General features: G+C 60.9%; 15 protein-coding genes and 1 tRNA gene. 4 read left to right on the forward strand and 12 right to left on the reverse strand.

Annotation, left to right across the window (positions count from 1 at the left end; translation table 11 throughout):
- Positions 1–342: 342 nt before the first annotated feature.
- From ABTV29_RS27245 to ptsP, 4 genes are all read right to left on the reverse strand, one after another.
- Positions 343–1,884, reverse strand: a complete 1,542-nt coding sequence (locus ABTV29_RS27245; RefSeq protein WP_433767654.1) for an alkaline phosphatase D family protein — start codon at positions 1,882–1,884, stop codon at positions 343–345.
- A gap of 153 nt (positions 1,885–2,037) precedes the next feature.
- On the reverse strand, positions 2,038–3,777 hold the full coding sequence (locus ABTV29_RS27250; RefSeq protein WP_433767655.1) for a PTS fructose-like transporter subunit IIB: 1,740 nt from the start codon (positions 3,775–3,777) through the stop codon (positions 2,038–2,040).
- An 11-nt stretch (positions 3,778–3,788) separates the two neighbouring features.
- Positions 3,789–4,730, reverse strand: coding sequence for a 1-phosphofructokinase (gene pfkB / locus ABTV29_RS27255; protein ID WP_433767656.1), 942 nt, complete (start codon positions 4,728–4,730; stop codon positions 3,789–3,791).
- A complete protein-coding gene (gene ptsP / locus ABTV29_RS27260) occupies positions 4,730–7,591 on the reverse strand; it encodes a phosphoenolpyruvate--protein phosphotransferase (RefSeq protein WP_433767657.1) in 2,862 nt (953 codons plus the stop codon). The genes pfkB and ptsP overlap by 1 nt, the downstream gene beginning before the upstream one ends.
- Positions 7,592–7,885: 294 nt before the next feature.
- Between ptsP and cra the strand changes: the two genes are divergently transcribed.
- Both cra and ABTV29_RS27270 read left to right on the forward strand, forming a co-directional pair.
- A complete protein-coding gene (gene cra / locus ABTV29_RS27265; protein WP_433767658.1) occupies positions 7,886–8,881 on the forward strand; it encodes a catabolite repressor/activator in 996 nt (331 codons plus the stop codon).
- A gap of 3 nt (positions 8,882–8,884) precedes the next feature.
- Positions 8,885–9,661: a TatD family hydrolase gene (locus tag ABTV29_RS27270; protein WP_433767659.1), complete on the forward strand. Its 777-nt coding sequence runs from the start codon at positions 8,885–8,887 to the stop codon at positions 9,659–9,661.
- Here ABTV29_RS27270 and ABTV29_RS27275 read toward each other — a convergent pair whose 3' ends face one another.
- The 5 genes from ABTV29_RS27275 to ABTV29_RS27295 all read right to left on the reverse strand — a co-directional run bounded on the left by ABTV29_RS27275 (position 9,662) and on the right by ABTV29_RS27295 (position 15,931).
- A complete protein-coding gene (locus ABTV29_RS27275; protein WP_433767660.1) occupies positions 9,662–10,051 on the reverse strand; it encodes a hypothetical protein in 390 nt (129 codons plus the stop codon).
- Between the two features lie 242 nt (positions 10,052–10,293).
- The gene (locus ABTV29_RS27280) at positions 10,294–12,324 is read right to left on the reverse strand and encodes a methyl-accepting chemotaxis protein (RefSeq protein WP_433767661.1); all 2,031 of its coding nucleotides are present in this window, start codon (positions 12,322–12,324) and stop codon (positions 10,294–10,296) included.
- A gap of 211 nt (positions 12,325–12,535) precedes the next feature.
- A complete protein-coding gene (ampE, locus tag ABTV29_RS27285) occupies positions 12,536–13,372 on the reverse strand; it encodes a regulatory signaling modulator protein AmpE (protein ID WP_433767662.1) in 837 nt (278 codons plus the stop codon).
- The gene (gene ampD, locus ABTV29_RS27290) at positions 13,369–13,944 is read right to left on the reverse strand and encodes a 1,6-anhydro-N-acetylmuramyl-L-alanine amidase AmpD (RefSeq protein WP_433767663.1); all 576 of its coding nucleotides are present in this window, start codon (positions 13,942–13,944) and stop codon (positions 13,369–13,371) included. The genes ampE and ampD overlap by 4 nt, the downstream gene beginning before the upstream one ends.
- Before the next feature lie 64 nt (positions 13,945–14,008).
- Positions 14,009–15,931 (reverse strand): DUF1631 domain-containing protein, encoded by a 1,923-nt coding sequence (locus tag ABTV29_RS27295; RefSeq protein WP_433767664.1) that lies wholly within the window; start codon positions 15,929–15,931, stop codon positions 14,009–14,011.
- A 242-nt stretch (positions 15,932–16,173) separates the two neighbouring features.
- Between ABTV29_RS27295 and nadC the strand changes: the two genes are divergently transcribed.
- Positions 16,174–17,022 carry a carboxylating nicotinate-nucleotide diphosphorylase gene (gene nadC / locus ABTV29_RS27300; RefSeq protein ID WP_110966302.1) on the forward strand — a complete coding sequence of 283 codons (849 nt, stop codon included), beginning with the start codon at positions 16,174–16,176 and terminating at the stop codon, positions 17,020–17,022.
- Between the two features lie 95 nt (positions 17,023–17,117).
- Here the strand turns inward: nadC and ABTV29_RS27305 are convergent, their stop codons facing one another.
- Positions 17,118–17,423 (reverse strand): DUF6388 family protein, encoded by a 306-nt coding sequence (locus tag ABTV29_RS27305; protein WP_433767665.1) that lies wholly within the window; start codon positions 17,421–17,423, stop codon positions 17,118–17,120.
- Positions 17,424–17,723: 300 nt separating this feature from the next.
- Here ABTV29_RS27305 and ABTV29_RS27310 point away from each other — a divergent pair, with 300 nt between their 5' ends.
- Positions 17,724–18,230 (forward strand): hypothetical protein, encoded by a 507-nt coding sequence (locus tag ABTV29_RS27310; protein WP_433767666.1) that lies wholly within the window; start codon positions 17,724–17,726, stop codon positions 18,228–18,230.
- A gap of 8 nt (positions 18,231–18,238) precedes the next feature.
- Here ABTV29_RS27310 and ABTV29_RS27315 read toward each other — a convergent pair.
- Positions 18,239–18,314: transfer RNA gene (locus ABTV29_RS27315), tRNA-Thr, on the reverse strand.
- Positions 18,315–18,451: 137 nt separating this feature from the next.
- On the reverse strand, positions 18,452–20,557 hold the full coding sequence (pnp, locus tag ABTV29_RS27320) for a polyribonucleotide nucleotidyltransferase (RefSeq protein ID WP_433767667.1): 2,106 nt from the start codon (positions 20,555–20,557) through the stop codon (positions 18,452–18,454).
- Between the last annotated feature and the right edge of the window lie 195 nt (positions 20,558–20,752).

Here is a 20,752-nt window from a genome sequence, read left to right on the forward strand (position 1 = left end):
GCACCGTTGCACAACCCGGCGTTGGCTTCACTGGCATAGACGTTTTTACAGGTTGCAAGAAAGAGCACAGAAAAGATCAACGAAGCCATTATCTTCCATAGGTTTTTTTGATATTCCACTATCAACTTCATCATTGATTACTCGGTTGGATTGAGGCACAACCATAAATGGAAGCCATAAAAAATACCTATCACAAACAACATGAACTTCATCTCAATCAATTCGAAGTTTTACTTCCTTCTTCCGACAGCATGCCAATGCACACTGAGAGAACACTTTTATTTCTTAAATACTTTATTGAGAAAAAGGTACTCCCCCCCACAAGCCCCAGATGCTGATCCGTCAGACCACTTCCAATGTCCGCTCAAACACGCTGATTCCATCCAGATCCCGCAACACCACGCTCAACTCCCCGCTCTGCCCATCTATGTTCACCTCACCAAAAAACTGAAACCCGGCAAACGGCGAAGCATTCAGGGCGGGCGAAGTTTTCTGGAACACCGCTTGCGGGCCGAAGGTTTTGTCCAACTGATCGGGGCCGAAGCTCCCTGCATTCAAGGGACCGGCAACAAACTCCCAAAACGGTTCGAAATCCTGAAACGCGGCACGGTCCGGGTGGTAATGATGCGCGGCGCAGTAATGCACATCCGCCGTCAGGAACACGAAATTGCGCACCTGCTGCGCCCGCAGAAACCCCAGCAACTCGGCGATTTCCAGCTCACGTCCCTGCGCCGGCCCCGGGTCGCCATTGGCCACTGCTTCCCAGCGCGTGACACCGGGGCTGACCTCGCCATCCGGTGCCCCGAGCCCGATCGACATGTCCGCGGCGATCACTTTCCATTGGGCCCCGGAGGCTTTGAGCGAAGCCTTCAGCCAATCCAGTTGTTCACGCCCGAGGAAGGGCTTGGCCTCGCCCAGGTTGTCGTCATTGGCGCCGCGATAACTGCGCATGTCGAGCACGAAGAGATCGAGCATCGGCCCGTAGCTGAGCTGACGATAAATCCGTCCCCCGCCGTCGGCGTCCTGCCAGCGCATCGGTGCGTATTCGAGCCAGGCCTGACGCGCGCGGCCCACCAGGCTGTGGATATCTTTGTTCGCGTAACGCGCATCCAGTCGTTTACCCGGGGACCAGTTGTTCACCACCTCGTGATCGTCCCATTGCCAGATCTGCGGCACTTCGGCGTTGAAACGACGGATGTTTTCGTCCATCAGGTTGTAGCGGTAATTGCCCCGGTAATCATCCAGGGTTTCGGCGACTTTGCTCTTGGCCTCGGTGGTGATGTTGCGCCACACCCGGCCACCCTCGGTGACCAGCTGCGCTGGTATGGGGTTGTCGGCGTAGATGGTGTCACCGCTGTGGATAAAAAAATCCGGCAGGCGCAGGCGCATGGCTTCGTAGATGCGCATGCCGCCGATGTCCGGGTTGATGCCGAACCCCTGGCCAGCGGTGTCGCCACTCCAGACGAAACGGATGTCGCGGCGAGTCTGGGGCACGCTGCGCAGATGACCGAACCAGGGCTCGCTGGCGACCCCGCTTTGGGCATCTTCAAACTGGACACGATAGAAAATCGCCTGGTCGGCGGGCAGGCCGGTCAGTTCGACCCGAGCGGTGAAGTCAGTTTGGGCATCGGCCAGGGGCGAAACGAATCGGCGGGGGTTGGGAAACAGGCTGCGGGTGTCCCACTCCACCACCATCCGCGCCGGACGATCGCAGCGGCTCCAGATGATCGCGCGGTCGCCGAGCAAATCACCGGACTGCACGCCATCGGTGAGCTGTGGGCGATCCTTGACCGAAGCGATCACTGCCGGCGCCAGCCCAGGTAGCAGCAGCCCGGCGCCTACCGCCTGAATGACACGACGGCGACCGAGGTCGAACTCGCTCATGGTGTTCTCCCTGAGAAAGGAAAACTGAAGTGCCCGCGTGAGAACGCGATCCCTGTGGGAGCGAGCCTGCTCGCGATAGCGTCGTGTCAGTCTAAGACCATTTCAATGACAGGGCGCTATCGCGAGCAGGCTCGCTCCTACAGGGGATCGGCGTCAGGCGCTGACGGGCTCTACTGCCAACTCTACAACTTCCGGCCGCTTGACCAGCGCATACACCACCGCCGTCAACAAGCTCCCCGCCACAATCGCCAGCAAATAAAGCAGTGCATGGTTGATCGCATTCGGGATCGCCAGTACGAACAGGCCTCCGTGGGGCGCCATCAACTTGCAGCCGAAGTACATCGACATCGCACCAGTCAGCGCGCCACCGGCAATGCTCGCCGGAATCACCCGAAGCGGGTCCTTGGCGGCGAACGGAATCGCGCCTTCGGAGATGAAGCACAAGCCCAGTACCAGCGCCGCTTTCCCCGCTTCGCGTTCGGTCTGGGCAAACTTGCGTCGCGCGATGAAGGTGGCGATCCCCAGGCCGATCGGTGGCACCATGCCCGCGGCCATGGTCGCCGCCATCGGTGCATAACTCTGCGACGCCAGCAGCCCGACCGAGAACGCGTACGCAGCCTTGTTGATCGGCCCGCCAAGGTCGACACACATCATGCCGCCCAGCAGTACGCCAAGCAGGATCGCGTTGGTGGTGCCCATGCTGTCGAGGAAGTGCGTTAGCCCTTCAAGCATCCCCGCCACCGGCTTGCCGACCACGTAGATCATCACCAGTCCGGTGAACAGACTGGCCAGCAACGGGATGATCAGGATCGGCTTCAACGCCTCCAGGCTTTGCGGCAACCGCGCATAGCGATTGATGGCCTGCGCCGCGTAACCGGCGATGAAGCCGGCAATGATCCCGCCGATAAAACCGGCGCCCAGGGTGCTCGCCAACAGACCGCCGATCATCCCCGGCGCCAGGCCCGGACGGTCAGCGATGGAATACGCGATATAGCCGGCCAGCAGCGGCACCATCAGCTTGAACGCGGTGTCGCCGCCGATCTGCATCAGCGCTGCGGCAAGGGTGCCTTGTTCCTTGAACGCGGTGATGCCGAACACGAATGACAGGGCAATCATCAGGCCGCCCGCCACCACCATCGGCAACATGAACGAGACACCGGTCAGCAGGTGTTTGTAGATCCCGGTCTTCTCTTGCTTGACCGGTCCTTTCGCACCGGTCGATACGCTTTCCTGCACGCCTTCGGCCAGCGCCTTGTTCAGGGTTGCCTCGGCTTGCTTGAGGGCGATGCCGGTACCGCAGCGATAGACTTTCTTGCCGGCGAAACGCTCGGTGGCCACTTCGATGTCCGCGGCCAACAGCACCACGTCGGCATCGGCAATCGCTTGTGCACTCAACGGATTGCGCGCCCCGACCGAGCCCTGGGTTTCCACTTGCAGCTCGTAGCCCAGGCGCTTGGCCGCCTGTTGCAGGGCCTCGGCCGCCATGAAGGTGTGGGCGACACCGGTCGGACAGGCAGTGACGGCGACCAGACGCGGCACGTTGGCGGCGACGGCGGCTGGCTCAGCGGCGGCCTCTGGTGCGCGATAGACAGTCGCCTCTTCGGCGCCACGGCGCAGCACCGCTTCCACGTCCTGCAAGGCCTGGGCCGGGGTGCTGCGGTAGACGCGCTTGCCGACGAATCGCGACATGTCCACCGGGGTGCTGGCCACCAGCAATACCCACTCGGCTGCATCGACAGTGGCCGCCGACAACTGGCGTTCGGGATGGGCTGCATCGCTGATTTCGACACAGGTCATCCAGCCCTGGCGCTGGGCCGCCGCATCCAGCAGGCGCGCGCACAGCACACTGGTGACCATGCCGTTGGGGCAGGCAGTAACAATGGCTAACTTCATGACCAACCCTCTTATTGTTCTGTCAGGGGATGCACGCGCACGCCCTGTTCGAGCAGCGCCAGTTGCGCCGTATCGCCAATGCCGAAACCAATCTGGGTCACCGCCATCGCGGCAATCGCCGTGGCGGTTCGCAAGGTTTGCTCGGGGGTGTGGGCCGTCAGCAAACCGTGGAGCATGCCCGCCAAGAGCGAATCACCCGCACCTACCGTGCTGGCGACGCTGACTTTGGGCGGCGTGGCATGCAGCGCCGAACCGACGCTGAACCAGTTCACGCCCTTGGCGCCGTGGGACACCACGACGTGCTCGATGCCTTGTGCATGCAAACGGCTGGCGGCCTCGGCCTCCGCCAGCACCGATACCACTTCGCAGCCGAGCACTTCGGCCAGCTCGTCGGTGTTGGGTTTGATCAGCCACGGAGCGGCCTTGAGTGCGGCTGCCAACGCCTCGCCACTGGTATCGAGCGCGACTTTCAAACCGAGTTTTTTCAAACGCAGGATCAAGCCCTGCAACCACTGCGGGCTGACGCCTTGGGGCAAGCTGCCGGCGACGACGACCGCGTCATGGCCCGGGGCAATCCGGTCCAGATGATCAAGCAAGGCCTGCTGCGCCGCCGCGCTGACCTGGGGTCCCGGGCCGTTGAGGTCGGTGATGCGGCCGTCGCTTTCCGCCAGCTTGATGTTGCTGCGAGTCTCGCCGGGCACGCGGATGAACGCGTCGGTGAAACCGCGTTTGGCGAACAGGGTTTCGAACGCTTGCAGGTTGTCTTCACCGAGAAAACCACTGACCGTCAGTTGATGCCCGAGGTCCGCCAGCACCTGCGCCACGTTCACCCCTTTGCCGGCGGCGTGGGTGTGCATGACGTCGCTGCGGTTGACCTGGCCAGGCTCCAGGCGCGGCAACTGCACCGTCAGATCCAGCGCCGGGTTGAGGGTCAGGGTCAGAATCCTGGCCATTACAGGGCCTCCACTAATGCACGGACTTCATTGGCACTGCCCACGGCGAGCGCCTCCTGGGCGAGGTGTTTTGCCTGGCTCAGGCTGAGTTCGCGAACCCGCGCCTTGACCTCGGGGATGCTGCGCGCGCCCACACTCAACTCATCCACCCCCAGCCCGACCAGCACCGGCACGGCCAGGGGGTCGGCCGCCAGCTCGCCGCACACGCCCACCCATTTGCCATGGGCATGGGCCGCGCGCACAGTGATGTCGATCAGTTGCAGCACCGCCGGGTGCAAGCCATCGGCCTGGGCCGACAGGGTCGGATGACCACGGTCGATGGCCAGGGTGTATTGCGTCAGGTCGTTGGTGCCGACGCTGAAGAAGTCGACTTCCTTGGCCAGCACCGGCGCCAGCAGTGCTGCCGACGGCACTTCGATCATGATCCCCAGTTGCAGATCCTGCACCGGAATTTCCCGACGCAGGCGCTCGGTCATGTCCCGGGCCTGGCGCCACTCGTCGACGCTGCCGACCATGGGAAACATGATGCGCAGCGGACGGTTGTCGGCGGCCCGCAGCAAGGCGCGCAACTGCGCTTCCATGATCTGCGGCCGTTGCAGGGTCAAGCGGATGCCACGCACGCCGAGGAAGGGGTTTTCTTCCTTGGCGATCGGCCAATAGGGCAAGGGTTTGTCGCCACCGACATCGAGGGTACGCACCACCAGCGGCCGCCCCGCGAGGCCATCGAGCACGCGGCGATATTCGGCTTCCTGGGTGGCTTCGTCCGGCGCTTGCGGGTGGGCCATGAAGATCAGTTCGGTGCGCAGCAGGCCAATACCTTCGGCGCCCTGCTCCACCGCGCCAATGACGGCGGCGCTTTCGCCGATGTTGGCGACTACTTCGACGGCATGCCCATCAGTGGTCACTGCCGGTTGGTGGCGCTGTTCGGCGGCAGCCTTGAGCCGTTGCTCGCGGTTGTCGCGCTCTTCGATGGCACGCTGCAAGGTGCTCGCGTCGGCGTCCACGTGCAGCCGACCGCGCTGCCCGTCGAGCAGTAACGCAGTGCCCGGCGCCAGCAACAGCACGGCCGCGCCGGCACCGACCAGGGCCGGAATACCGAGCGCCCTGGCAACGATGGCGCTGTGTGCGGTGGCGCCACCCCGGGCGGTGAGAATGCCAGCGACCCGGGCCGGATCAAGGCGCGCCACGTCGGACGGGCCGACTTCGTCCATCACCAGAATGTACGGTTGCTCGGGTTCGCTCGCGGTCTGCACGCCACACAACTGCGCCAGTACCCGGCGACCCACATCGCGCAGGTCGGCGGCGCGCTCGGCGAGCAACGCGTCCTGCAGGGACTCCTGTTGCCGGGCGGCGGCTTCGATCACCGACATCCACGCCGCTTCCGCGCTTTCACCCTGCTTGAGGCGGGTGTCGACCTCATCGGTCAATTCCGGGTCGTCGAGCATTTCCTGATGGGTGATGAAAATCTCGCGAATCGCCTTGGCCTTGCTGCGCTCGATCAAGCCCTGAATATCGCCGCGCACCTGCAGTAAGGCTTGCTTGAGACGTTCGCGTTCAACGGCGGCGGACCCACCGCGCAGCGGGTAATCGATGGCTTGCTGGACCTGAATATGCGCCGGGCCAATGGCGATGCCCGGTGCGGCGGCAATCGCCTGAATCAGGCTGCCGGACGCCGGGGCGAGCAATACTTCAGTGACCTCGGCCACCTCTTCGCTCGGTCGACTGAGCGCCGGCAGCGGTTCGACTTCCTCGCCAAGGCCTTCTTCAATGGCGGCCAATAACGCGGGCAAGGCATCGGCGGCGATGCTCGGTTCGGCGATGATTTCCAGCACCTGGCCACGGCGGGCACCGAGGCTGAGCAGCTTGCTCAGGCTCTTGACCGACACGGCGCTGTCCTGGCCATCGACGATGCGGATGCGAATTTCACCCTCAAAGCTCTTTGCCAACTGCGCGAGGATCTTCGCCGGCCGCGCATGCAAGCCATGGGCGTTGGCCAGTGCGATACGGGCGCTCGGCCAGTCCGCGGGCAGTTCGCCGCCGAGCACTTCGAGCACCGCGCGGCAGCTGGTGGCGCGCCCCAATTCGTGGCCGCGGCCTTCAATCAACAAGGCACACAGGCGTTCGAGCAAGGCCTGATGAGCCTCGCCCAGGCTGGCTAGGCAAAACAGTCCATTCAGCGGCTGCCCCAGGTAGCGCAATGGCTTGTCCGGGGTGACGAAGGCCAGGCCCGGGCGCCTGACCGTTTGCTCGCTGTGCAACCACCACAGGCCATCGCCCAATGGCAGTGCTTCGACCTGCTGCAGCACGGCGGAGAAACCGTTGCTGACGCAGTCGGCCTGGCGCAACAGACGCGCACCGCGCCACACCAGCTCTTCGAAATCCTCAGCGGCAACGCCCAGGCCGATCATCTGCGCATCCAGCGCCAGCTCCTGCGGCGCACCTTGCAGCAGCTTCAGCAGGGCCTCGGGAGAACTGGCGCGGCGCAGGGCCTGGCCCAGATCCGTCTCGCCCAGAGCACGGGTCAGCAATTGCAGCAGGCGCAGGTGCTCGTCGGACTTGGCGGCAATACCGATCGCCAGGTAGACGATCTGTCCGTCGCCCCAGTCCACCCCTTCGGGGAACTGCATCAGGCGCACGCCGGTGGTGAACACCTGATCGCGGGTTTGCGGGGTACCGTGGGGAATGGCAATACCTTGACCGAGAAAGGTCGAGCCCTGGGCTTCGCGCGCCTGCAAGCCGGCGAGGTAACCCTCGTCGACCAAGCCATCGGCAACCAGATGCCGGGCCAGCAGCTGCAACGCTTCGGACTTATCCACAGCCGACTGGCCCATGGATATCTGCTCCACAGTGAGCTCGAGCATGCTTTCTCCTTTTTGGCGCCATATGGGCACCAGGTATTGTTTTGGATGATTCAGCTTAGGCGCCTGTGTGAAGACAAGATTTGGCAGTTTCGCGGCAGAACTGACAAAAGGCACCAATAACCTTGAAAATACGCCTGCTGAAACGTTTAATCTAGCATGATTCGCACGTTACTCGATAACCTCGAAATCGTGAAGTCCAATTGTCGGATGCGCTGCGACGAGGGTCGACTACCTGAATCGGTTAGGATTGGCGAAACTGTCGGGCAAGCTCGAAAAAAACAAGGAAACAGCGGGTTGAAACTCAGTGATATCGCCCAGTTGGCCGGTGTGTCCGTCACCACCGCCAGCTATGTCATCAACGGCAAGGCCGAACAGCAACGCATCAGCAGCGCGACTGTCGAGCGCGTGCGCGCGGTCGTCGATCAGCATGGCTTCACGCCCAACCCCCAGGCCGCCGGGCTGCGCAGTCGCCATACCCGCACCCTGGGGTTCATTCTGCCGGACCTGGAAAACCCCAGTTACGCACGAATCGCCAAGTTGCTGGAACAAGGTGCACGGGCTCGCGGCTATCAGCTGCTGATCGCCAGCAGCGACGACGCGCCGGACAGCGAACGGCAATTGCTCAAACTGTTCCGCGCCCGGCGCTGCGATGCGCTGATCGTCGCCAGTTGCCTGCCCGTCGGTGACGACAGCTATCGCCAGTTGCAAGCCAAGGGCATCCCGATCATTGCCGTCGACCGGGTCATGGAGCCGGAGCACTTCTGCTCGGTGATCAGCGACGACCGCGAAGCCAGCCAGCATCTGACCCAGAGCCTGCTCGATCCGCTGCCCAAACAGATCGCCCTGATCGGCGCCCGCCCGGAACTGAGCATCAGCCAGGAACGGGCCGCCGGTTTCAAACAGGCGCTGACCGGCTACACCGGTGAAGTGCTGATCGAACACGGCGAATCGTTCAGCCGTGAATGCGGCAAGCAATTGATGGAAGAAATGCTCCAGCGCGTAGGGCATTTGCCCGAGGCACTGATAACCACTTCCTACGTGCTGCTGCAGGGCGTGTTCGACGCCTTGCATGATTTCCCGCTGAAAACCCGGCCCCTGCGCCTGGGCACATTCGGCGACACCCAGTTGCTGGACTTCCTGCCGTTGCCGGTCAATGCCATGGCCCAGCAGCATCAGCTGATTGCCGACAAAGCCCTGGCCCTGGCCCTGGCGGCGATCGAGCAGTCCGATTACCAGCCTGGCGTACAGGCCATCGCGCGGACCTTCAAACAGCGTATCCGCCAGGATTGAACCGTGGAGCTGATCGACACCCACACCCATCTGGACTTCCCGGACTTCGACGTCGATCGCCAGGCGCTGATGGCGCAAAGCCGCGCCCTCGGTGTGCGCAAGATGGTGGTGCTGGGGGTTTATCAGGGCAATTGGCAACGGGTCTGGGAGCTGGTGCGCAGCGATCCTGACCTCTATGCCGCGTTCGGTTTGCATCCGGTGTATCTGGACGATCATCGCCCCGAGCACCTGACGCAGCTCGGCGACTGGCTGACGCGGCTGGCCGGGCATCGACAACTATGCGCCGTGGGCGAAATCGGCCTCGACTACTTCATCGAAACCCTCGACCGCGAACGCCAGCAGGCCTTGTTCGACGCACAACTGCAACTGGCGGCGGACTTCAACCTGCCAGCACTGATCCACGTAAGGCGCAGCCATGCGGCGGTGATTGCCACGCTCAAACGCTTCAAGCTCAAACGCGCCGGCATCATTCATGCCTTCGCCGGCAGTCGCGAGGAAGCCCGGGAATACATCAAGCTCGGTTTCAAGCTGGGATTGGGCGGCGCCGCCACCTGGCCACAGGCATTGCGCATGCACCGCGTACTGGCCGAGTTACCGCTGGAATCGGTGGCTCTGGAAACCGACTCACCCGACATGGCGCCCGCCATGTTCCCCGGTCAACGCAACAGCCCGGCGCATTTGCCGGCAATCTGTGAGGCACTGGCTGGGATCATGGCGGTCAGCCCCGAACAATTGGCCGGCGCCAGCACGGCCAATGCCCGCGAACTGTTCAACTGGTAGTCATTCGACGTGGGCCTTGGCGGCCTCGAGAATCAACGTCATGTGCTGACGCTGGCGGGCAAATCGCAGAGCGATGAAGTAGACGAAAATCGCCAACAACGAAAAATTGATCTGTTCGACGACACTGAGCAATCCGATCCACTCCATCACCAATGCGACCAGCAGTGCGGTGCAAATCATCACCAGCAGGCTCGCCTTCAACATGGCCAGCGAATCGAGCGACCTGAAGCGCTTGATCTGTTTGGGATCGTTCAGTTGCAAGGCTTTCTGACAGTTGGAACAGGTGAACGCCTCATTGATGGCGATGGCATTGAGCTGCCAGGATTCGAGCAACAACGTGCGCTGGCAATGGGCGCAGTGTCCCAGGATTCCAAGCGTTGCAACGGACATAACCATGGCTCCTTCATGTGGTCAGTGAACTGAATCATCTTGCATTGAAGACGAAAAGCCAGCGCGCGGAGCAAATCAGGGCTTTTCCTACCAGTACACGGAAAAAGTACTACAGAAAATTAAGCCACTCCTCCTGTAGGAGCGCGCCAGCTCGCGATAACAGTTTGCCAGTCAACACCCTGTTAAATCTGTGAACGCCATCGCGAGCAGGCTCGCTCCCACATTTGAATGTGTGATGCCCATTAAACGCGGAATGCGCTGATCAGTTGCTTGAGTTCCACCACCTGCATCGACAGCGCCCGGCTGGCATCTTCGGTCTGGTGCGCGCCTTCGGCGGTACGCTCACCGGCGCGATTGATCTCGACAATGTTCTGGTCAATGTCGTGGGCCACGGCGGTTTGCTGTTCCACGGCCGCCGCGATCTGCTGATTCTGGTCGACGATCGTGCCCACCGCGTCAAGGATGTTCTCCAACGCCTGCTGGACCTTTTCCGACTGACCTACCGTACCGTTCGCCATTTCATGGCTGACGCCCATCGCCTTGACCGCCGCGCCCACGCCACCGTGGAGCTTGCTGATCATCTGCTCGATTTCCTCGGTCGACTGCTGGGTACGCTTGGCCAGGGTACGCACCTCATCCGCCACCACCGCGAAACCACGGCCCTGTTCCCCGGCCCGCGCCGCTTCGATGGCGGCATTGAGCGCCAGCAGGTTGGTCTGCTCGGCGATGCTCTTGATCACTTCCAGCACACGGCTGATGGACTGGCTGTCGCTGGCCAGTTGATTGATCACCAGCACCGATTGATCGATCTCGCTGGCCAGCGCGGCGATGCTGCCCTGCTGGGATTGCACCAGGCCGCGCCCGCTGATGGTTTCGTCATTGACGCTGTGGGCGCTGCTGACCGCCGCGGCGGCGCTGCGCGCGACCTCCAGGGATGTGGCGGACATCTGGTTCATCGCCGTGGCGACCTGTTCGATCTGTGTGCGTTGCCCGGCCACGGCCTGGTTGCTCTGCGCCGAGACATTCTCCACTTGCCCGGCCTGGCGCTCGACTTCGCTGACGGTCTGCCCGACACGTTCGATCAGGTCATGGATTTTTTTCACGGTGCCGTTGAACACTTCACCCAACTCCCCCAGCTCATCACGGCTGTGGGCACTGAAGGTGACGGTCATGTCGCCAGCCGCCACTTTGTCCATCACACCGCCAAGGCGCTTGAGCGTGGTGCGGGTCGAGGCATAAAAGCCGCCGTACAGATAGAAAATCAGCACAAACACCACTGACAGTGCCACGGCCTGCAGGATCATGTGCGTACGGTTCTGCTCCAGGCGCTGCTGCAACTGGGTGTCGAGAAATTTCAGGGTGGCGTCGTTGAGCTGGTAGGTCTGATCCATCAAGCCCGTGACCTGATCGTAAAAAGCCTGCCAAGGCGCATCCAGGGTGTCGGCCATCACCACTTTCTCTTCAAACAGCTCACTGGCCTTTTTCAAGGACGCCTTGCTGTTATCGGCCTGGACGGCCAGGATGTCCCGCGCGGCCTTGCTCGAGGCCAGCGCGTCCTGCAACTTCAGGCCGTATTCGCCCTGGACTTTCTCGATCTGCGCCAGCAGCTCATCGAATCGAGTGCTCGATGCCGAGTTGAGAAACCCCTGCCCCAGGGAAGAGGAACCGAGCGCCCGGCCGTCACCCAGGATCTGCGTAATGCGTGGCGTCACGGCAGTGGCGAGTTCGCTGAGCTGACGCATGTCGCTTTGATTGTCGCGGCTCAGCCCCGCCTGGCTGGCGATGATCTGGCTGAAAATCTGCGCGCTGCCCAGCAACTTGGCGGTCAGGGCACTTTTGCTTTGCAGGGATTTTTCCGTTTGCTGTGCCTTGAACGCAGCGATCATTTCATCGCGCTTGCCGTCGAACACCGCGATCTGTTCCGGATCGGTGGTCATCGCCGTCAATGCTTGCATGCGCGCCAGTACGCCTTGCTCCAGCGTGCTGATCTGCGACTCGAGATTGCCCGCCTTGCCCGACTGGCCGAGGGCGACGTTGATCTGCACCAGGTTGTTCAGTGTTTCCAGGTCGCGCCGTAGCTCCACGCTGCGGCCCAGCAGGCCGAGGCTCTGCAGTTCGATGCGGGTGCCCTGGAATTCGCGATAGGAATCACGGACCAGGTAGAAGTTGGTCACCAGCATCGGCACCAGGAACAGGACACTGATCAGGCTGAACTTCATGCCGAAGCTCAAGCGGTTCATCAGCGCGACAGCGGGATAGAGCAAGCTCTTCACTGAATGTCTCCCTTGGATTTCTTATTTTTATTGGCGGGCGCAACCGGGCAGCAGATAGCCACTATTGGGCGCTATCTGTATATAACTCAATTTTGGGGAGGGTTTTGTAACTTAAGGTTAACGAAAAAAATCGCAGCCTGCGCCAGCTCCTACCGCCGTATCGACTGTAGGAGCTGGCGCAGGCTGCGATTTTTTGATCGCTATCGAAAACTCAGGGCAGGACGGTCCACAACGCAATCCCCGCATACCAGAGCACCGCCGAGCGCAGGAGCAACTCCCAGATCCGGTCGAGGTTGTTGATGCCATCAGGCCCCACGACCGGCGCCGGGATTTCAGCGGCCACCAGCCCGGCCTTTTCGATCAATTGCGCGGCGCTGATGTTCCAGTTCAGCAACTCGTGCAGCATCATCCTGCTGACCGCGACAAAGTTGCCGACCAGGGCAAAACTCGCCGCCAACAAGCGCACCGGTATCCAGTCGAAGGCGTGGCGCAATTGTCCGGCGCGCTCGACCACCGCTGGGTTTTGCCCGTGCTCCTCAGCCAGGGCCAGCAGGCGATAGCTCAGGGCGGCGACTGGCCCCAACAGGAAGTACCAGAAAATGACCGCGAAAAAGCTCTGGTAGGCCTCCCACAACAAATGCCCTTCGACTCGCTCCAGCAATTGCTCGCCACTGTCGGCACAGATATCCAGGTCACGCTTGGCGACATGGGCCGCCGCCTGCAAGTCTTCCCGGCGCCAGGCATCGCGGAAAGGCCCGAGACCGCCCAGCAGATCGCCCCGGCCCAGGCTGTAAATCACCACCAGCAGGTGCACCGGTAGCGCAAACAGACCGTAGGCCACCGGGTCCAGTACCCACAAAAGCAGCGCCAGCAGTGCGACCGGCAACAACACCAGCACGACCAGCACCAGCCATGGATTTTTCACCATGCGCGGGTTCGATTCGAGTTTGTGCAACTCGCGAACCCAACCGCCATCTCGCTGAATCTGATGGCGCAGGGCCGAGAACTTCTCGATCCACACCGCCAACAGCAACACCAGAAAACTCATTGTGGTTCCTCTTTTTCCGCAGCGGCTTTTGCCAGGGCCGCACGGTAGCGCTGCCAGTCAAACGCCGGTCCCGGATCGGTCTTGCGCCCGGGGGCGATGTCGCTGTGCCCGCAGATACGCTCTGGGGTGATGCCCGTGAAGGCGCCTTGCAGTTGCCGGGTCAGGGTGATCAAGGCGTCGTACTGCGCATCGGTGAACGGCAAATCATCCGTGCCCTCCAGCTCGATGCCCACGGAGAAATCGTTACAGGTTTCCCGTCCCTCGAAACTCGACACCCCGGCGTGCCAGGCGCGCTCAAGGCAAGAGACAAACTGGGTGACGGCACCGTCACGCTCGATCAGAAAATGCGCGGACACGCGCAGGTCGGCGATCCCCGCAAAGTAAGGGTGTTCCGTGACATCCAGGCGATTCTGGAAAAATTCCTGCACCTTGCCGGTGGCGAATTGCGCCGGCGGCAGGCTGATGTTGTGGATCACCAGCAGGGAAATTTCGCCCGTGGGGCGCGCATTGAAGTTGGGCGAGGGACATAAACGCACGTCCTGACACCAACCGCTCGCGGGGTCCAACTGCATACCGATTCCTTCAACGACGACTGTGTTGGTGCCCAGTATGCCGCGATAGCCCCCCGAGACGCGATCACTTGGCGTGATTGAGGCGTTGCAGATGACCGATCGCTGACTCAAGTGCCCTGTCAAACAGCAAGGTGTCGTCCAGCGCACGCACTGCGCCACGACGGAATTCGAGGGCCAGGCGGCTACGACTGCGCTCCAGCACTTTCAGGCCGGATCGATTGACGAAGACATATTGGCCAGAGGCTTCGACAATGGCCGCCAGCTTGCAGCGCAGCGGGTTGCCCGCATCGCCCTGAAACTCGACCCAACAGCCAGGATGCAGCCGGTCAACCTGGCGCAAGCCCTCATCATCCACCGACAACTGAACCGGAACCGTCTCGAAAGCACCATTGTCAGCGCCAGGCAAGACAAGCTCCTCCAGCACTTCGACCATCAACGACCCGGCCTGGGCGCCGTGCGGCAGCGGTTCGAACAACTGAGCATGCAGGGTTGCCAGCTCGGTAAAGAATTCGCTGGTGGCAAACGGATCGAATGCCGAGCCATTCAGCCCCTCGCGCAATGCCTTGAGCAAATCCGGCACCAACGCCAGCAAACGCGCACGCGCGCCGGGCTCTTCATGGCGCTCGACGCTCCAGATCAACTGCTCCATGGTCAGCACCGCGGCGCACCACTGCGCAGATTGATCGCCATGCTTGAGACAGGTCAGCAGCAACACTTTGCTCCAGGTCTCGTGGACGAATACCACCACCGCGCGCGGCAAAACCCTGCCCAGCAACGCCTGGTTCAACACCTGCTCGACACGGCGGCGGGCCAGCACGGACTGGGCGCGGCCCTCTTCGGCATCACGGGTACGCTGCTCCAGTAATTCACAGCGACGACGCTCCTCACCGGTGAACGCGAGGAAGTCCGTCAGTAGCTCGGAAAATATCGCCGGGTCTTCCACGAAGTCATTCAAGAGGCGCTGCACCACCTGCTCGATGTGCAGGTACAGGCTGTCGCGCTCATGGGCATCGCACCCACTCCATTCCACGGCCGCCCGGGCGATTTCGTTGAGCAGACGTCGGGCCGGATGCGTGCTGCGGCTGAAGAAACGCTTGTCGAGCAGGGCAACTTTCACCACCGGAGTTTGCAGGCGGCCTATCAGCGCTTTGACGGCATCCGGCAGATTGCGATCGTCGCAGAGGCGTTCGAACACCAGGGTGATCAGGCCGATCACCTCTTCATCAGCGATGGCGAGCGCAGGCTCGTCGACCGGCGGAATGTCGGACTCGGATGCCAGCTCCACGTCCAGGCCTGTCGGAGCGGGCTTGAGATCGGACAGCACACCGGTGGCCACCAGCAGTCGGTTGGCATCGGCGTAGAGCTGATCGGTGCCGGTCAGCACATAGCGGTCAAACAATTTGAGGATGATGAGCTTGACCTTGATCTCTACCCCCAGGCTGCGCCCGGCTTGCAGGAAATACTCGCAGAGCATCGTCGGCCCGATGGGATTGTGCTGCTCCATCAGCGACCTGCCCAGCAGAGTGCTCAAGCGCGCGGTGAGCTGGTCAAGGGCGAAGCCGTCACGGCTCAACACCTTGTTGACCATCGCTTCCACCGCCACATTGCGTTCCAGTTCATCAGTGCACAACGGCGTGCAGGTCGCTGCCTGAGGCAATGCCATGTGCGTGGCGCTGTACCGGGTCAGGCTGATAAACGCTTCGAAGAATTGCTCGAAAAAGAATCGCTCGATGCTTTTGCGCTTCAGGCGCAGGTCACGCATCGCCTGGAAGAAAATATTCTGTTCGAGGTCATTGCGAGCACGGTCGGCCATTTCGAAGAGGGTGTCGTCGGCGTTATCGAACAGCGCCTGCAATCCCTGGCGCAGCTGTTGCGCAGCCTTGTCGCGGACCTGGAGCAGAATCACCGGCAGGCGAACAAGCGGCGAATGAATCGCTTGGTCGGTACTCGCCTTGCGAAAAGGCACTACATTTCCGTTGTTGTGCATCCTGCCTCCTGAAAACGGTGACGCCTCGTATCGTCAAAGCCATGGCGTCAATTACTAGGCGAATTATCTTGTAAAAAGTTCCCCCTGTACCAGAGGAGTCTGCAATGACTTCAAGCACGGCACCCGATCGCTGCCGGGAATCGACAAAATGCAGGCTTTAGCGCGCCGTGAACCCTTCGCACGCCTTGGGTTGCCCTGCGCCATGCCCCTATAATCGGGCCACTTTGTTTGTGGAGCTCGTTATGCCGAATCTACGTCTCGCCGATTTGACCGCCGAAATCGAAGCCAACGTGCGCCGTGCGTTGCTCGAAGACGTCGGCAGCGGCGACATCACTGCGCAATTGATCCCGGCCGAACGCCTGGCCAAAGCCACCATCATTACTCGCGACGCCGCCGTCATCTGCGGCACGGCGTGGGTCGATACCGTGTTTCGGCAACTGGACCCACGGGTTGCAGTGCACTGGCAGGTCGCCGATGGCGAACGGGTCAAACCCAACCAGGTGCTGTTCCATCTCGAAGGCCCTGCCCGCTCGCTGCTGACCGGTGAACGCAGCGCTCTGAACTTCCTGCAATTGCTGTCTGGCGTGGCCACTCGCGCGCAGTACCTGGCGGATTTTGTCGCCCAGACCCAGGTCAAGCTGCTCGACACCCGCAAGACCTTGCCAGGCTTGCGTCTGGCGCAGAAATACGCCGTGACCTGCGGCGGTTGCCACAACCACCGCATCGGCCTGTATGACGCCTTCCTGATCAAGGAAAACCATATCGCCGCTAGCGGAGGCATCCCGCAGGCCATTGCCGCCGCACACAAGATCGCACCGGGCAAGCCAGTGGAAATCGAAGTGGAAAGCCTGGATGAGTTGAAAGAGGCCCTGGCGGCTGGCGCCGACATCATCATGCTCGATGAACTGAGCCTGGACGACATGCGCGAAGCCGTGCGCCTGAACGGCGGCAAGGCAAAACTGGAAGCCAGCGGCGGAATCAACGAAAGCACGTTGTTGCCGATTGCAGAGACTGGCGTGGATTACATTTCGATTGGTGCGATGACCAAGGATGTGAAGGCTGTCGACTTGTCGATGCGTCTGAGTCTTTGAACCACCTGTAGGAGCACGGCTTGCCGGCGATGGCGATCTCGGGGACGCTTCGCGGGCAAGCCGTGCTCCTACAAAAGCGGATAAGCAGTTTTTCGTCAAACCACCAGATTGTTCATCTCGCAGTACTCTTCCCACTCCACGCCCAGCACCTCGGCCGCCTCTTTATGCAGCTTCAGGCGTTCGGCCTCGTATTCTTCCGGTGTGGTGGTGTACTTGAGCGTCAATTCCCAAGGCTGCAGGCCCTGGGCCTCCGCCTCATCCTCGAACGCCCACTGTATCTGGTCTTTCTGATCGTCCGGACTCAAGTCCTTGATCTCTTCCAGTAACTCGGGCGCATCGAGTGCGTACTTTCTGAGCGCTTCCTCGTGGCGGGCTTCCTGGCTCAATTCTTTTACGGTCATGTTGTTCTCGCTGATCGGGGGGAATGGAAGATGGATGTGGATCATCAAGGATCTCTCTGACGCAAAAAACCGTGTGTCGCGCGGTTTATCTGGCCTTCAGAACCATTCGGGGATCATCTGAAAACTGCTGGGCGAAGCTCAGGCAGGCTCCGAATATAGGATGTTTGTCGGACGATTTACACGACTCTTTACATCCACCCCACAAAAAAACCGCAAAGCCTGAGTCTGGAACGGGAACATAAATCGAAAGCCCAAGTCATAGCGATGTGCCATCTCGGCATGTCATATGGAACCCTCGCGATGCCTGGCTACCCGAAGCTTTCCGCCGTTCTATCCGCCACTGCAATGACGACCCTGCTGGGAGCCCTGGCACTGCCAGGAACAGCTCTTGCCGGTATTGAACTGGGCAACAGCTCTGCGAACTCATACGGGAAAATGACCGCCATCCAGAATGAGTACGGCAAGGACGTGCTGGTCAAATCCAGTTTCTCGGTCGAAGATCTGGAAAAGATGCAATACACCCTCAAGGATCAGGAGCGACAGATCGAAGAACTCAAGCGCACCAGTGGCTCCAGCTCCAGTTCCAGCAGCAAGGAGATCGATGAGCTCAAGCGCACCGTCAAGGAGCAAGAGCGCGACCTGGAGAATCTGCAAAAGCAGGTCGAAGAGCTCAAGCGTAATAGCGGCTCCAGTTCGAGTTCCAGCAACAGCGAGATTTCGAACCTCAAACGGGAAGTGAGCGATCAGGATCGCACCATCGATCAACTCAAACGAGCCGTCGAGGACTTGAGCAGGAAGGTGAAGTAAGAAAGGGATGGTGCCCGAGACAGGAATCGAACCTGCGACCTTCGCGTTACGAGTGCGCTGCTCTACCGACTGAGCTACACGGGCAGTGCGCTAAACCTAGCATCGCCAGGCTTTACCGGCAACTTCAGCCAGCATCTCGCCTCCATCCGAATAAAAAAGGCCCCGCCGTTTTCACGGCAGGGCCTTTTTTACAACGTTGAAGCAATCAGGCTTGGGGCTGATTAAACGCCAGAAGCCTTGGCTGCTGCTACGTCTTTGATGGACAGCTTGATACGGCCGCGGTTGTCCACGTCCAGTACCAGTACTTCCACTTCCTGACCTTCCTTGAGGATGTCGGTCACTTTCTCAACGCGAGCGTCGCTCAGCATGGAGATGTGAACCAGACCGTCCTTGCCAGGCAGGATGTTGACGAATGCGCCGAAGTCGACGATGCGCTCAACCTTGCCGACGTAGATCTTGCCGATTTCCGCTTCAGCGGTGATTGCCAGAACGCGCTGACGTGCAGCCTCTGCCGCGTCCTTGGTTTCGCCGAAGATCTTGATCGAACCGTCGTCTTCGATGTCGATCGAAGCTTTGGTTTCTTCACAGATCGCACGGATGGTCGCGCCGCCTTTACCGATGACATCACGGATTTTGTCGGTGTCGATTTTCATCGCGATCATGGTCGGAGCGTTGGCCGACAGTTCGGTACGCGACTGGCCAATGATCTGGTTCATCTGACCGAGGATGTTCAGGCGCGCTTCCAGGGCCTGGCCCAAGGCGATTTCCATGATCTCTTCGGTGATGCCCTTGATCTTGATGTCCATCTGCAGCGCGGTCACGCCTTTGGCGGTACCGGCTACCTTGAAGTCCATGTCGCCCAGGTGGTCTTCGTCGCCCAGGATGTCGGTCAGAACAGCGAATTTCTCGCCTTCCTTAACCAGACCCATGGCGATACCGGCAACCGGAGCCTTCATCGGTACACCAGCATCCATCAGCGCCAGGGAAGCACCACAGACCGAAGCCATGGAGCTGGAACCGTTGGACTCGGTGATTTCCGATACGACACGAATGGTGTACGGGAACACGTCAGCAGCAGGCAGCATGGCCTGAACCGAACGGCGGGCCAGACGGCCGTGACCGATTTCGCGACGACCGGCGCCACCCATGCGGCCACACTCGCCTACCGAGAACGGTGGGAAGTTGTAGTGCAGCATGAACGGGTCTTTTTTCTCGCCTTCCAGGGTGTCCAGCAGTTGCGCGTCACGGGCGGTGCCCAGTGTTGCAACAACCAGCGCCTGGGTTTCACCACGGGTGAACAGCGCCGAACCGTGAGTCTTCGGCAGAACGCCGACTTCGATGTTCAGCGGACGTACGGTGCGAGTGTCGCGACCGTCGATACGTGGCTTGCCGTTAACGATGTTTTCGCGAACGGTGCGGTATTCGATTTCGCCGAAAGCGGCTTTGACGTCGGCAGCGGATGGCTGGCCTTCTTCGCGTGCCAGCTTGGCAACGACCAGATCCTTCAGCTCACCCAGGCGAGCGTAACGGTCGGCCTTGACGGTGATGGTGTAGGCCTGGGAGATCGCTTCGCCGAACTCTGCGCGGATAGCACCCAGCAGTTCGGTGGCTTCGGCTTGTGGAGCCCAGGTCCAGGTTGGCTTGGCAGCTTCGGCAGCGAGTTCTTTAACGGCGTTGATCACAACCTGGAACTCGTCGTGAGCAAACAATACCGCGCCCAGCATCTGGTCTTCGGTCAGCTCTTCGGCTTCCGATTCAACCATCAGTACGGCGTCCGAAGTACCGGCAACGACCATGTCCAGGCTCGAAGCAGCCAGTTGTTCGTAAGTCGGGTTCAGCAGGTAGCCGGTGCTTTCGTGGAAAGCAACACGGGCGGCGCCGATCGGGCCATCGAAAGGAATGCCGGAGATAGCCAGGGCAGCGGAAGTACCGATCATCGCAGCGATGTCCGGATCGGTCTTCTTGCTGGTGGAAACGACGGTGCAGACAACCTGCACTTCGTTCATGAAGCCTTCTGGGAACAGTGGACGGATCGGACGGTCGATCAGTCGGGAAGTCAGGGTTTCTTTCTCGGAAGGACGGCCTTCGCGCTTGAAGAAACCGCCAGGGATCTTACCGGCAGCGTAAGTCTTTTCCTGGTAGTGAACAGACAGAGGGAAGAAGCCCTTGCCTGGATCGGCCTGCTTGGCACCAACTACAGTCACCAATACGCTGACGTCGTCGTCAACGGTGACCAATACTGCGCCGGATGCCTGACGGGCGATACGGCCAGTCTCGAGGGTAACGGTCGACTGACCGAACTGGAATTTCTTGATTACCGGGTTCACGGTGTCCTACCTTCTTTTGTGGCTCTTGGGGAAACTGGTTTCTTGCGAAATTCTTGGGCAACGTCGGGAATCGGCCCGAGCGGGTTGTCCTGGTGCTACTTGGGTGAAGCTTGGGAAAGCAGATATCCAGATAAAACTTGAGGCTGGGAGCCTGCCACGCGCCGGCGGAAACCCGCTGACGCACGACAGACAACC

The sequence above is a fragment of the Pseudomonas putida genome (genome assembly GCF_050989985.1).
Lineage (GTDB): Bacteria > Pseudomonadota > Gammaproteobacteria > Pseudomonadales > Pseudomonadaceae > Aquipseudomonas > Aquipseudomonas putida_AI.

Excerpts from the sequence above, each read along its gene's own strand:
- pfkB (WP_433767656.1), bottom strand. The coding sequence starts at position 4,730 with ATGGCCAGGATTCTGACCCTGACCCTCAACCCGGCGCTGGATCTGACG.
- ABTV29_RS27245 (WP_433767654.1), bottom strand. The coding sequence starts at position 1,884 with ATGAGCGAGTTCGACCTCGGTCGCCGTCGTGTCATTCAGGCGGTAGGC.
- ampE (WP_433767662.1), bottom strand. The coding sequence starts at position 13,372 with ATGAGTTTTCTGGTGTTGCTGTTGGCGGTGTGGATCGAGAAGTTCTCG.
- ptsP (WP_433767657.1), bottom strand. The coding sequence starts at position 7,591 with ATGCTCGAGCTCACTGTGGAGCAGATATCCATGGGCCAGTCGGCTGTG.
- ABTV29_RS27275 (WP_433767660.1), bottom strand. The coding sequence starts at position 10,051 with ATGTCCGTTGCAACGCTTGGAATCCTGGGACACTGCGCCCATTGCCAG.
- nadC (WP_110966302.1), top strand. The coding sequence starts at position 16,174 with ATGCCGAATCTACGTCTCGCCGATTTGACCGCCGAAATCGAAGCCAAC.
- ABTV29_RS27295 (WP_433767664.1), bottom strand. The coding sequence starts at position 15,931 with ATGCACAACAACGGAAATGTAGTGCCTTTTCGCAAGGCGAGTACCGAC.
- ABTV29_RS27310 (WP_433767666.1), top strand. The coding sequence starts at position 17,724 with ATGCCTGGCTACCCGAAGCTTTCCGCCGTTCTATCCGCCACTGCAATG.
- ABTV29_RS27305 (WP_433767665.1), bottom strand. The coding sequence starts at position 17,423 with ATGACCGTAAAAGAATTGAGCCAGGAAGCCCGCCACGAGGAAGCGCTC.
- ampD (WP_433767663.1), bottom strand. The coding sequence starts at position 13,944 with ATGCAGTTGGACCCCGCGAGCGGTTGGTGTCAGGACGTGCGTTTATGT.
- ABTV29_RS27250 (WP_433767655.1), bottom strand. The coding sequence starts at position 3,777 with ATGAAGTTAGCCATTGTTACTGCCTGCCCCAACGGCATGGTCACCAGT.